This is a genomic window from Candidatus Methylacidithermus pantelleriae (genome assembly GCF_905250085.1).
Classification (GTDB): Bacteria; Verrucomicrobiota; Verrucomicrobiia; order Methylacidiphilales; family Methylacidiphilaceae; genus Methylacidithermus; species Methylacidithermus pantelleriae.
Window position 1 is genome coordinate 1 of sequence record NZ_CAJNOB010000028.1, and the last position, 12,151, is coordinate 12,151.

Below are 12,151 nucleotides of genomic sequence, written 5' to 3' on the forward strand. Positions count from 1 at the left end.
GGATGGCTTCCTCACCGACAGCATTGGCAAGAAGACTTGCGCTTTTGGGGTTCCCCGCCTCCGCGACCACTTCAATAAGCCGTGTACCAGGACGTAAAATCACATGAACTTTTCGACTCAAGTATTCGACAACAGGTTCCGGCCCCCTTCTTTTCTGAGCTTTGCGGAGCTCTTCCGCGAGCACCGGATCCGACCAGATGTCTTTTCGTTTCGCGACGTTTCGGAAGACGCTCCTCCCGGTTAGCGTTTCCTGCACCGTTTTCACGGCCTCAAACGGCTCAGAGATCCTCCTGCACCACGTCTTTGACATTAGCCACTCTCCGAGGGCTCGCTTCCACAACGAGGAGAGTACGGTCCAAATCCACACGGGGAGCTGTGCTCTAATGAATACTCGCTGCCAAAAGAGTAAGAATAAAGCAGATCCCCAGGATCCAAGCACCCTCCCACACTACAATCACTCCCAATCTGAGAAACTTCCTCGCTTCCACATCCCAGCCACCCCCGTCATCGAGCGGAGGATTTTGAGTAACGGGCCTCGTTTCTTTCACTGGGGTGTGACCTTCCTCTACGCGTGGGTTGGTTCGCATGGTGTTACGCTCCCGAAACGGTAAAGACTTGCCCTACGATTGCCGGCGGATTCCAAAAAGACTGTAAGACTACCTTTTAAAAAAGGCTCTCCGGAACGGTAATGATATCGTTCGGGAGCAGTTCAAAAGGCTCGACTTCCCGATGGGCCATCGCTTTGGCGTTTACCCGGTAGAGCTTTTCTTTGCCACCCTCTTTGCGCTTGACGGTAATCCTTCCGGGATCGGCCAGCCGGGTGTATCCACCCGCCATGGCAATGGCTTCCAGAAGATTCAGCGGCCTTTCCAGCGGGAAAGCATAAGCCCCTGGTTTTTGTACCTCGCCTAGGATTGTCATTTTTTGCTCGGATTCCAGGACCGAGACGGCTACCTGCGGATTGACGGGGTAATCTTTCCCCAAAAGCTCTTTGAGGATCGCTGCAACTTGATGGGTGGTTTTCCCTGCTACCAGGACCCGGCCCAGTAAGGGAAAGTGAATTGTCCCATCCTCGCTCACCCGGGCTTCTGTATCCCAATCGTCCTCCTGAAACACATGAATCCGCAGAAGGTCACCCGGCCGCACTGCGTAGCCCGACACACCGCTCATTTGTTTCCGAGGTGCAGGATAGTGCATTGCTGAACGGTCGGGTTTACCACCCTTTGTTTCGGCAGCCAGACCTTTCGTTAGACCCAATGCGGCGACAAGGACCCCGAAGCTCCCCGGTTTCAGGTAGCGTAACAAGACAGTGCGGATCGACCGCCTTCCTGCGTCGAGAGTATGCATGTTCCCCCCGGAACGATCTTGTCCCAAAGGACATGCCACCACCAAACGGACGACTAACTTGTTAGACTGGCGACTCTACGTTATGCGCCTACTACCCAGGCCATTACGAAACAGTCACTTCTCGATCTTACCCGTTTCGTCAAGACTGATTTCCCGGGTGATTTGCTCGATCAGCTGCTCAATCGCGCAAGCGATGTCACTATTGGGCCCAAAGACTGCCGCAATCTTCTGCAAGAGCTTGAATGAGAGCGGGCTAATGGGCCAGGGGGAAGATCTATTGGTAAATCGGGCGGGTCGCCTACCTGTTCCAGTACCGAAGCTGTCTCATTCCATTGACTCATGATAAGCGAAGGGGTCTGAGAGCCCAGCCCGCCAATTGTCACCATATCAAAGTCTCCTTGAAGCATCATCCAACCCCCAAGGCCAGTGACACCAGGTTGGAGTTGGGTCAAGGTAACAAACTGGGCCCCATGGAGCTTTCCCTTTGGCAGACTCCCGATTTGAATCCCTTGGCCCGCCTCTCCCAAGAAAAGCCATTGCCCTGCTCCAAGGGACCATTCCAGCCTGGTCCCTCCCTGATTCGGGTGATGCCAAATCGCATTGCCCACGCCCCACAACCCGTGCCACCCGACCCTCGCGTCGTGTGAGACTATAGAGCGCCGTGCCGAGGGCAGTACCCGTATCAACCCGCCAGCCTAGAACACTGACAGCTAACGAGCCGGTTCTCCCCTTCACCCCATGCAGGTTGGCGAAGATTTCAACCTCTCCGAAGTTCGAGATTGGCCCCATCATACTTTCCTTGCCCAATGGTTTCTGAAACCAACCCTTGGATGGAAAGCTCCGAGTTTGGCCGGACCAAAACGAAGCACTTGGGGAAAAGTTCCAAAAGCGCCGCGCCATCGGCACCGGTCTTAAGGAGAAGACCAGCCCCTCCCTACTTCGTCTCCAACCTGGAGCATTTGGGCACCGCTTCCCCCCATCCGTTCGGCCCTACCCTCTCGCCAGGGAACCTTTCCTTTCACCGGAAAGGCCGTGGCCATGGTCACGATTCCCAGCAGGCTTGCGGCCCCTACGATCGCCGTCTTCGTGGCAGGTGGAGGCAGCATTTACCGGGGATCGGATTTCGAGCGATTGGGAGCGATTTCGTTGTGCAAACTCCATCGGAAGATCGGTCGGCTAGGGCGGCTGCAAGGTTCTTTTTGAGGACTCATGTGATCCGAAGCACATTGTGCATCGGCTTCAAGCAGATGATTGCGCAGGGCACGTTTGGTATCGCGCTGGGCTCTGAAAGATCTCAATCAATATCGAGGGATGACCGAGCGATCCGGTGGTGGCTCTTTGGCCTGGGAAAAAGCCACTTGGAGGAGGAGCTGGCCGGCAAAAGCGCGCGTAACCCGCGTAAAGCTTCTGGGGAAAAGCAAGCGCTACCCAGACTGACTATTTGGGCATTCAGCAGAAGCAATCAATCGGCTTCTGGTCGATCTTCACCTCGAATCGCGTCGCGAGCTCTAGGAGGAGGTGGTGCTGGATCTTGACGCGACGGACATCCCCCTGTACGGGTGCGAACTGCAGCGGTTCTTCCATGGTTACTATGACTTCTCCTGCGATTTGCCGCTTTACCGTTTTCGCCCGTTATCCGCTGCTTGGCGTCAGGGCTTCGGCTCTCCAACCAGGATGCGTCAGCGGGTGCTCTTATGGAGCGTGGAGCGGATTGCGGGATAGCTCCGTAGCTGTCGGCCTGCAGTTCAGGATCGTGCTGCCGGCCGATTTCGTTTTCTACGGGCAAAAAGATCATGGGCTGGCGCGAAGCCCACGATTGTGACTGTGTCTTTGGCTTTGGCCACAACAAGCGCGCCTGATGGATCGTTGACGGCTCCTGGAGGAAGCTTAGTCCTCTGCACGAGTCTCTCGGCCGAAGCGGCTCGTTTCTTTACAGAGTTTGCCTACCGCACGCGGAATCGCTGGTCGAGGAAGCGCGGGGGGTGGCCAAGGCGGAGGATCGAGAAAAGGAGAGAAAATCCGGGCTTTCTCTTTCCCTCAAGCAAGGGCCTGCCTAAAAGCTCTACGGTGCTTGATGGAAGATGGAAAAACCGGATCCAAAAAGGATTCTCACTCTCTACCGAGCGGCTAGCGACGCGGAAAGGGCTGGCAAGAAGCTTTGCCTCTCCTTCTTGGCTATTGCTTACACCCTGGCCGGAGCGCTGCGACGCCTGGCTCTGCAAGGAGCGGAGGTGGCGGAAGGCCTAAGATAACACCCTGCGACTCGATCTTTTTGCTTTTATCATGGGTACTCTTCTCTGCGTCAGTGTGCGCTATTCGTTCCTCTCGTTGAGGAGTGCCTATTCTTCGAAAAGCCTCTTTCGCCGCCCCTTCCAAGCGCTGCGCCGCTAAAACCTCTCTCCAAACCGCAAGTTCCCCCGCTTCGGCAAAGTCGACTCTCGAGCGGAGCTTTGCGTAAAGAATGAGCTTTCTCGTCTTTGCGGAGCTCCTCCTAGGCCAAAACTAACCCCAATCTTGCTCGATCCTACCTGGTTACACAAGCTTTCCGCGACCAAAACTCCTCGTGAGTGAGCTAGATTAACCCCGTTTTGTGCACCAAAGCTCCTGCTTGTGAGAAATGGAGGCTGAGCTTTTTTCATCAATGCGGGCTTTGAAACATTTCAGATCTGGCAGAACACCTCTTTGCTCCCCCGTTGCCCTCCTCTGAACCCACCGTAGTTCCAAACCTTTCCCGCTTTGTGGACCTGGTAACGCTCCTAGCGAGTCTTCAGGACACGCTTCTCAAAAAGTTCCCCAGAGCTCGAGGGCACCGTCTCTTACCGCCGACTTTTGGGAAAAACGTCTCATCCCCCTGTCCTCCGAGTCCCAAGACCCGGCACTCCAAGCTTTTGGGTTGGTTCCGCAACGATCTTCCACGGGTGAGAAATGGTTACCCCGGTTCTTGAGGGCACGACCGACTAACCGCAAGAGCCTTTGAGAGAAAGGGATCGAACGCCGCTCGCCCATTTTTTCCATCTACCCGCACACGTATGCCTTTTGAGAGAGGTCCCCATGAGACCCGCTCTCATATTCCTCCCGCCATAGGCGGTTTAGAAGGCTCACCGCCGAGGGGGATATCCCCTCGGGTTCCAGACTTTTGAATACTTCCAGTATTTCTCAGATCGCTTTGGTGGAATTCCCTTCGTCGTACAACCCAGGGTGACGTGGCTTCCTGCGCGCTCGTTCTGCCGAATAAGAGGGGAAAGGCAAGAGGAGAGTGGGAAAACCATGGATCTCATCCGCCAGTTCCCCTCCTTTGAAACGTTCCATTGCGCCCCTACCCATCCGCGCTTTTCTTTTCTCGCTCCGCAAAAAACCCATTGCGGACCCCGCACGCAGAAACCTGCCGGTCAGGGATCTAGGGCGTACCCATCCGAAAACTTTCTAGGAGCTGTGCTTTCCATGGCCTGTGGCACAAAACCGCTTCTTTCGTGCCTTAAGAACCCGGTCAGGAGCTCAAATGGATATGCTCTAGTGGACTCGTGTACGAAAAACCCGGTTGCGTGATTTTAGCTCAAGGTGGAATACCCCCCTTGGGCTTTTTCCGGTGTTGTCCGACTCATTCTTCGGCAGCGCCGTGTGGAACGATCCCAGTGACCGTGAGGGTTATATACCCTTATACTTTTTGCCTCCCTTCCCTGCCGGATCGGAGGAGCCGCTCAATGGAGGGCTTGCGATCGTTTGCTACTGAAACTTGGATCTACGGTCTTCCTCCTCCAGCTTCCATGGAAAGACTTTCTGGATGGGAAGAGAAGGTGTTTGGAAGGCGGGGGCAACCTACTCGACTTTACGAGGCTTCGTCCCTCCAGACAGTGGTCCTTCTGCTTTCAAACTCCCATAACCAGGGGATAAAAAGAGTTTCCTGGAAGCCCAACATTCGGGCTTTTTGGACGGGAAGTTTCTACCTTCAGGCTTCATCGTCTTCTGCCTTGATGCGTCCCATCCGTTTCTTCCGAACGAACCTCCCTTCCGAGAGACTACTCACACTCCGTCCTCACATGTCATCGGAGGCGGAGGCATTCGTGTTTGGCCTTTGAACTACCACCACGTTCTGTCGCCCTTTTTCTGTCTGGCCTTGCTTCCGCCTATGGCTTCGTTACCCGGCTACTTGCATGCACACAGAGAGAACGCTTTTTTGGGGTTAGGCACATACCTCCCATATGGTGCTGCAAGGCGCGCCTTGGTGCGATCCATGAATGATGAATGAGTAACGCCTTTCGCCGCAATGACGCAGGCTTGCCGTTGCCCCATTTTGGTCGGCGCTATTCGTCCTTGAGATTCCCCAAGCGGATTAGAGCACCATACTCTGTTCAAACGCTTCGGATGCCGCATGGCTGCGAAAACCTTGCCTTCCAACACCCTAGCGGTCCTAGCCAGCAAGCCACAACCCCGTCTTTGAGTACAGCGCTTTCGATCGCCGCAGAGCGACTGTAACCCTCCTGACCGACCGGCTGGTGCGCGCTCACGAGACCCTCACCGGCCAGCTTCAGCCTCTCGACCAGGCATCCGCGGCGTGTGGGTAACTTCCAAACCCCAGGCGGATGACTTCCCAATTAAAGCATCTTCCTTTTCCTAGCGTGCCCCCACCCGATTATCGCGTCGGCTCTACCTGGTGCTTCTATCGTTGTGGGAGAGGGGGTCAGCTTGGCTTGGAGGCAATAGGCTCAACGTCGACATCATTCGCTTGGAGACTTTGTTCCGCATTCCCTTCGGCTCGTGCCTATTTCATCGGCTCTTTTGCTCACTAAGGCTTTTCCAAGAGGGTTCCCGCGCCGGTGCTGCCACCACCGCCCGTTCACGTACTTCGGTTTCCCGGTGGAGCCGTTGTTTTGCCGAGTCGGGATAAGCGCTTCCCCATCCCGCAAAGGGGCTTTTGCACTGTACCCGGCAAATTTCTCGGTCGCTGGCGCGATCCGTCGCTGGACTCTAGGGTCAGGCCTTGAGCACTCCCGAGGAAACCTGGGATGTCCTACAAAAAGCAAAAAGGCCTGCACGAACGCAGGCCTTTTCCCCGACAAACGAAGCACAAAGTCGCCTCTTGTCTACGGACTAATAAACGTAGGAGATGGCGAGTAGAAACCGTTTCCATCAACGACAAAGGGGGCCTCGATGAAAGTCTGCCCCTGAGTAGAAAACCCAGTTGCGAAGACAAAGGTACTCCCAGTGTCAAAGTAACCGAACGCTGACCGGATCGCAATGGTACCCCCTTTGCCAAAGTTGGACGAAGCATCGAGAAACGCGTCGTCTAAAGACACGCCTACGTTTGGAGAATTCCCAACGATGTTGATCGCTCCGGCTCCCGCACTTCCATCCGCGATAAGAGATGCGGTACCAATACCTGCCGTACCCAGGAACACATCTCCTCCAAGGACGTCAATCTGACCCCCAGTAAACCCGTTGCTCGCCGTAATCGTGGAGTTATCAATGAACAGCTCAGTCCCAGGAAATTGCGTTTTGAGATGAGTGTTCCCAACAGGAGGCGAAACAAGATTTGGATCCAGGACAGGATAGGTCCCCACAAGGTTAATGAAGAGGGGTCCATTGGGAGCAGCTAGCCCAACGTAGCTAGCATCGATAGTAGCACCGCTTATGTCAAGCCCTAGGCTACCAGTCCCGCCCCCGCCCCCGATCAAGACCACATGACCACCGCTATTCGAGCCATTAATCGTTCCACTAACCGTAAGGGTTGCGCCCCCACCCGGCGCGAACAGCTTTACGACCGGCCCGGGGGTAAGGAAGTCATTGTCACTAATATCGAAGGTACTAGCGCCAAAACTAAACGCAGTAATCACCGCGTGCGCCCCTATCGTAATTCCAACCGTGTTGATGACATAAACCTGACCGTTCGCATTGATCGTACCGTCAATGAAGCTACCAAAACCGCTGATGTCCCGGTTCAGAATAGCCGCTCTTTGGCCCGGCTGGTTGAATTGAACTGTCTCACCAGAGAAAATGTTAAAGCCAGGGGATGGAAAGCCGTTGTCTCCCCAGTTAATGATACTCCGGGCATTCGGGCTCCCAGATTGGGTCACCACGAACGTCGGAAAGCTCGAGGAAAAGCTAACCGGAGCCCCACTCGTATTGACGACGTTGTTGGCATTAAGGAACGCATAGCTCTTCCCAGCCAAGCCGATCCACAATACCACCCCCAGCAGCCAACCAGGAAGAGCCTTCTTTGCTACCGAAAGACTCCTACCAATAGCACTCCATTTCATGAATCAAGCCTCCCTTTTCTGTATTTTCTATTTTCATTTCCGTTGGAACCGCACTTCGGCTAGGAAAGGCTCCACCCTAACAAAGCCCCTTGGAACCCAACCCCTAGCCTGTTCGCGAGGTTTTTAGTCTCTCCACCCAACCCTCGTCAACACTTTTTTTCAAAAAAAACTGCTTCCATCGATTTTTTCCCGGAAAACCTAGCGGCCCGCCGGGTACTTCCTTGGATTTGCTTCAACCCACGATGACTTAGCTGATTGTGCCTCCGATCACCCTCCCCAAAAACCTTCCCCATTCTGCCCAGCCCCATAGTGCCTGCACTGCCCTACGCGAAAGATACTTGGACAGCAACAGATTATCCCCATCCAAGCCGCCCTCCCCCGAATAGCGGCCCGCAAATAGGCAAATCCGCCATTTCGAGCCAGTGGCCTTATGCGACCCTTCCGCGAAGCGGCCTTGCCACGCGCTTTTCCTATCACCCCCCCAGTCCAGGCTGTCGAGCCTCCTTTGTTGGCCCACCCAGCGTAACCCCGCCTTCCGGTCTTGCTTTTAGCCAGAAGTCGCCCTTCGGAAAAAAGGACAAACCATTCCTCAAGTACCCTGGAGGATAAGCTAGACTACGGGTCTAGCTTCCTTTTCTCCGATTGGCCACCTCCGCCCCAACACGCCTCAAACGCCACATTCTCACTCGAGCTTAAAGCCAAGAACGATCGCGTTTCTTAGTTACTTCCGATCACCAGGCCAAGCGCTCACAAAATACCCTCGCGGCCCAAAAGCATTGACCCATTCCTTTGGAATGCAGGGCCCCGGCCCCAAGCGCTTGGAGGCTCGCACGGATCCAGGCTTTTCGGCCGATGGAATGGGCCCAAATCGCTTCTGGAACCTTCGTTCCGATGGAGCCAAGAAGAGGATCTCCCTGAGACGTCCTCCTCTTTGGAAGCTTGCCGAGGTTGATATGCGGGAAGCAACTCTTTCTCCTCCGGCTCTGGACCCCAAAAAGAGACAATCTCTGCAAAAAGAGATCGTGGCAGCAATTGCCCCGGACCGGAACAGGAGCTTTGAGTTTCCGTTTGACTGGTATGGGCTTCTCGGGGTGAATAACCGATTCGTCTCTAACCTGAGCTTTTCACCTCCAAAGGAAACGCCAGTCTGTGGGAGCACTGCAAGGACCAATTCAACGAGTGCGCGGGACTGTTTCGACCCCTCTTTTAGGAGGGGCTCACGGGCTTCCCACTCTCTGGCAAGATGCTCAACCGGACCGAAAGCTCCTGGCTGTCCTTTCCCTAGCCCTGGTCTTACCGGGTGTTGCCTTTCTTCTCCACGGACACGTAGGTTACAACGCCGCCGACGAAGGTTTTCTTTGGTACGGAGTGCTGGCAACCCTCGATGGAGAACTTCCCATTCGTGACTTCCAGTCCTACGATCCAGGCCGTTATCTCCTGGCAGCCGTTTGGGCACATATCGCTGGCTCCGGGCTCGTTTCGCTCCGGCTTTTTTTGTCGCTATGCGCTTCCTTTGGACTGGTCCTGGCCCTTGTAGCAGCGCGAAAAGCATTCTCCAATGAGATGATGCTTTTCCCCATCGCCCTTCTCCATACCCTCTGGCTTTTCCCTTTTCACAAGCTGGTCGACCACACCGTCCTTTTGAGCGCGCTGTGGGTGGGTTTCCAGTACCTGAGCAAGCCCCTTCCCTGCAAGGCGTTTGGAACGGGAATTTTTGTAGGGCTGGCAGCTTTTTTGGGAAGAAACCATGGAGTCTACCTTGCCTTCTCTCTGGGTCTCCTCGTAGCCCTCTACCCACCCTTTCCATCGCGGGTGGCTTGGCTTGGGAGGGTCCAAGCCCTTGGCATTTTTGGCACAGGAATTCTTGTGGGCTATCTCCCGATGGAAATTTTCCTTGCACTAGTCCCCGGCTTTTGGGGCGCCAACCTCGCCCTCATGCGACGCTTTGTCCGGTACGGGGGAACCAACCTAAGCCTTCCTGTCCCCTGGCCATGGAAAAGTCTCCCCTGGCACGGATGGCAGGACGCCACGCATTTTGCTGCAGGCCTCTTTTTTGTAGGAACCCTTCTTTTCTACTGCCCTCTTTTTCTTTGGATCCTCTGGCAAAGGCCCTCCCCTCTCCCACCTGCGGGTGCACTGCTGGTGGCCTCCGTTCTCGTTGGCCTACCGTATACCCACCACGCTTTCTCCCGAGCCGACCTTTCCCATCTTGCCCAAAGCATTCATCCCTTGCTTCTAGGACTGGCCGCACTGACTGCTTTCGCAGCCCGAAAAAACTCCTCGCTTGACTGGGAATGCCTCATCCTCGGGTTTCTTTTGGTTGCCTCTTCGCTGGCTACATGGCCCAGTTCCGCCCTGTTCGAGTATCTCCTTTCCCGAAACTATCATCCCTTTCCCATAGGGAAGGATCTAATCCTCCTGCCCCCAGCCGAGATCGCCTTCTACCAAAAGCTTGCCTCGCTCAGACCCGTTGCCGGGGAAAATCCCCGCGATCTTCTCCTGGCTGGGCGTTTCCCCGGGCTCTATCCCTTGCTTGAACGTAAGTCACCGGCATGGGAGCTTTATTTCCTTCTCCCGGCCCCCGAAGACGAGCAGCTCCGGCTATGTCACCGGCTCGAAACGCTTCCCATCCGGTGGATTCTTTGGGATGATTCTCCCTTGGATGGCCGACCCGAACGCCGGCTTCGGGTTACCCACCCCCTTCTTTGGAATTGGGTCCATACCCATAACCGGTTGGTGCGGGAAGGGCTTGACCATAAGCCGCTTCTTCTCTGGCAGTATACCCCGGCACAAGGGGTTTCCCAAAGCCGGTCAGCCGATTCCCCTCCCCAGTAACGATCCCTTCGAAGAGGACTTTTGGATCCACAGAGAGACTGGGGGGATAGGTCGCAGACCACCGGAAAGCGTTCGGGGAAGGAACAAAAGAGAAGGTGCGAGAAAAGAAGGAGACCCTAACGCTCGTTGCCCCAAAGAAAAGCCGCAAGAAAATCAAGATCGTTCCACGGCAGCCGGTACGTCCACAGCCACTGCCAAGGATACTCAAAGGTAGAAAACACGGGAGAAAAACCGACGATGACGCCCTCTGGGAGACGCGGGAGAACCTCCAGGAGGAGAAGGATGAGATCGTCTCCCAACCGGACCATTCTCGGACCACTCTGGATAAGGAGAATACTACAAGCCTCCAGAGCGGAAAAAAACGAAAGCCCAAGCTCCCGTAACGACTTGACGAGCGGAGCCTGGGGGTTCTCAAAGAAACCGAGACGCGGCGGGCTCTCTCAATCGAACTTCCCAAACCTTGCCGTCGGGAGTTACGTTGGCCTTGGCACGGTCGCCATAAAGCGCACCAAGCCATCCTCCCCCAATTTCAATGGCCCTTCTTGGCCGCAATTTGTCTACCAGTGCCAAAAGAAGGGCTGCATCCCAGTGGGAGGGCCTCCCCCAGTCCCTCGCGAGCGGTCGCCCCATGGAAGTTAGGTTGATTCCAAAATCTCGGAAAACGCGGCTGCAACTCTCCCCACAGATCAAGCTGATCACGAAGCACAACGTCATCTTGCGAAAACTCCCCTCAAGTAAGAAGCATCTAGGGGAGGCTTTCAGAGATCCAAGGGTGTAAGAAACGGGTAGTGTTTTCGACCGGGTGCGAGCTCTCCCCGGAGGTGCGCTTGGGTAAACTCTTCGGAACAAAGAAATTCTTCCCCTCGATGCTAACGATCCCACCCTTCCTCACGTTTTCGAAGGTAATAGCGCCGTCCCCCCTCATCAGGTCCCCGAAACAAAATCTTCTGGTAACACCATCGAATGAACTCCTCATGGGAAAGCCCCCCACCCTGCGATTTCCCAGGGTAGATGTGAGTTCTTGACTCGATAGGGCCCTCTCCTATGGTAACTGCTTCCAGTAGGCTTCCAAGGCGCTCGCCAGCCTTTTGCCCATAATTCGCGCTTAAGCTCATCCAACTGCCTACGCCGATTCTCAGGCGCATTCTTCCTTCCACGGGCAAATTCCTCTCTGATCTAGCCAAGAAAATACCCAACACGAGAGAACCAGGATAGCGGGAAACCATCGCCACACCTCCGAGAGCCTTACCGTAAACGGGCTCCCTGTCGTCACCTAGGGCACGGATCTCGCCCGGGGGTGCACCTAGCTCGCTTGGCGGGGCCAGCGTGCCAGGCCGCTTGAGGGCGGGCACACGACCCTCCCATCGAGCATCGCTTTCCACCTACTTCCCACCGATCCTTTGGGCAGCGTTTGGATCGGCCTTTCACGAAAGTTCACAGGCTTAGCCCCACAGAGGTCACCGCGCACAACGATTGTCACGACGGCCATGCCCGCCATCGGAGTAGATCTCCGAAGTGCGATGGGGAGGAACGTCCTCAAACCTGGCACCCTTTTGGCCTCTCGTAACTCCGACACTCCTTCAAGGTAAGTTACTGTAGCCGAACGAGTGAATGGTTTCGTCCCGCCTAGGTGATCCACTTGGGCCCGAGAGAAAAAAGAGGAAGCTAGCCCAGTTTTTGGAGTGGCTCGTTTCCTTCTTTAGGGATTTGGCAAA

10 protein-coding genes and 1 pseudogene are annotated in these 12,151 nt (G+C 55.3%); 3 read left to right on the forward strand and 8 right to left on the reverse strand.

The features are described 5' to 3' along the window. The 3 genes from KK925_RS07030 to KK925_RS07040 form a co-directional block, all read right to left on the reverse strand. Positions 1–265, reverse strand: a 265-nt coding sequence (locus KK925_RS07030; RefSeq protein WP_214096383.1) for a hypothetical protein, incomplete at its 3' end; no start/stop codon positions are given. Positions 266–380: 115 nt separating this feature from the next. Then, positions 381–587 carry a hypothetical protein gene (locus KK925_RS07035; RefSeq protein WP_174583392.1) on the reverse strand — a complete coding sequence of 69 codons (207 nt, stop codon included), beginning with the start codon at positions 585–587 and terminating at the stop codon, positions 381–383. 76 nt (positions 588–663) lie between these two features. Beyond that, the gene (locus KK925_RS07040) at positions 664–1,347 is read right to left on the reverse strand and encodes a polysaccharide biosynthesis/export family protein (protein ID WP_174583393.1); all 684 of its coding nucleotides are present in this window, start codon (positions 1,345–1,347) and stop codon (positions 664–666) included. A gap of 1,515 nt (positions 1,348–2,862) precedes the next feature. On the opposite strand from KK925_RS07040, the pseudogene KK925_RS11540 reads away from it, so the two are divergent. Both KK925_RS11540 and KK925_RS07050 read left to right on the forward strand, forming a co-directional pair. Continuing rightward, positions 2,863–3,069, forward strand: a pseudogene (locus KK925_RS11540) (transposase); the annotation flags it as partial. Positions 3,070–3,428: 359 nt separating this feature from the next. Then, positions 3,429–3,599, forward strand: coding sequence for a hypothetical protein (locus KK925_RS07050; protein ID WP_214096385.1), 171 nt, complete (start codon positions 3,429–3,431; stop codon positions 3,597–3,599). A gap of 904 nt (positions 3,600–4,503) precedes the next feature. Here KK925_RS07050 and KK925_RS07055 read toward each other — a convergent pair. Both KK925_RS07055 and KK925_RS07060 read right to left on the reverse strand, forming a co-directional pair. Continuing rightward, positions 4,504–4,671, reverse strand: coding sequence for a hypothetical protein (locus KK925_RS07055; protein WP_174583394.1), 168 nt, complete (start codon positions 4,669–4,671; stop codon positions 4,504–4,506). Between the two features lie 1,757 nt (positions 4,672–6,428). Beyond that, a complete protein-coding gene (locus KK925_RS07060; protein WP_174583395.1) occupies positions 6,429–7,601 on the reverse strand; it encodes a filamentous hemagglutinin N-terminal domain-containing protein in 1,173 nt (390 codons plus the stop codon). Positions 7,602–8,750: 1,149 nt separating this feature from the next. Between KK925_RS07060 and KK925_RS07065 the strand changes: the two genes are divergently transcribed. Further along, entirely contained in the window at positions 8,751–10,436 is a 1,686-nt protein-coding gene (locus tag KK925_RS07065) for a hypothetical protein (protein WP_174583396.1), read from the forward strand. Positions 10,437–10,552: 116 nt separating this feature from the next. On the opposite strand, the gene KK925_RS07070 is transcribed toward KK925_RS07065, so the two are convergent. The 3 genes from KK925_RS07070 to KK925_RS07080 all read right to left on the reverse strand — a co-directional run bounded on the left by KK925_RS07070 (position 10,553) and on the right by KK925_RS07080 (position 11,551). Further along, positions 10,553–10,744: a hypothetical protein gene (locus tag KK925_RS07070; protein WP_174583397.1), complete on the reverse strand. Its 192-nt coding sequence runs from the start codon at positions 10,742–10,744 to the stop codon at positions 10,553–10,555. A gap of 103 nt (positions 10,745–10,847) precedes the next feature. Beyond that, positions 10,848–11,150 carry a hypothetical protein gene (locus tag KK925_RS07075; protein ID WP_174583398.1) on the reverse strand — a complete coding sequence of 101 codons (303 nt, stop codon included), beginning with the start codon at positions 11,148–11,150 and terminating at the stop codon, positions 10,848–10,850. 155 nt (positions 11,151–11,305) lie between these two features. Further along, entirely contained in the window at positions 11,306–11,551 is a 246-nt protein-coding gene (locus KK925_RS07080; RefSeq protein WP_174583399.1) for a DUF4214 domain-containing protein, read from the reverse strand. Between the last annotated feature and the right edge of the window lie 600 nt (positions 11,552–12,151).

What these genes read in the sequence shown, in the direction of transcription:
- KK925_RS07035 (WP_174583392.1), bottom strand. Translation starts at nt 587, where the DNA reads ATGCGAACCAACCCACGCGTAGAGGAAGGTCACACCCCAGTGAAAGAA.
- KK925_RS07040 (WP_174583393.1), bottom strand. Translation starts at nt 1,347, where the DNA reads ATGCATACTCTCGACGCAGGAAGGCGGTCGATCCGCACTGTCTTGTTA.
- KK925_RS07050 (WP_214096385.1), top strand. Translation starts at nt 3,429, where the DNA reads ATGGAAAAACCGGATCCAAAAAGGATTCTCACTCTCTACCGAGCGGCT.
- KK925_RS07055 (WP_174583394.1), bottom strand. Translation starts at nt 4,671, where the DNA reads ATGGGTAGGGGCGCAATGGAACGTTTCAAAGGAGGGGAACTGGCGGAT.
- KK925_RS07060 (WP_174583395.1), bottom strand. Translation starts at nt 7,601, where the DNA reads ATGAAATGGAGTGCTATTGGTAGGAGTCTTTCGGTAGCAAAGAAGGCT.
- KK925_RS07070 (WP_174583397.1), bottom strand. Translation starts at nt 10,744, where the DNA reads ATGGTCCGGTTGGGAGACGATCTCATCCTTCTCCTCCTGGAGGTTCTC.
- KK925_RS07075 (WP_174583398.1), bottom strand. Translation starts at nt 11,150, where the DNA reads ATGACGTTGTGCTTCGTGATCAGCTTGATCTGTGGGGAGAGTTGCAGC.
- KK925_RS07080 (WP_174583399.1), bottom strand. Translation starts at nt 11,551, where the DNA reads ATGAGCTTAAGCGCGAATTATGGGCAAAAGGCTGGCGAGCGCCTTGGA.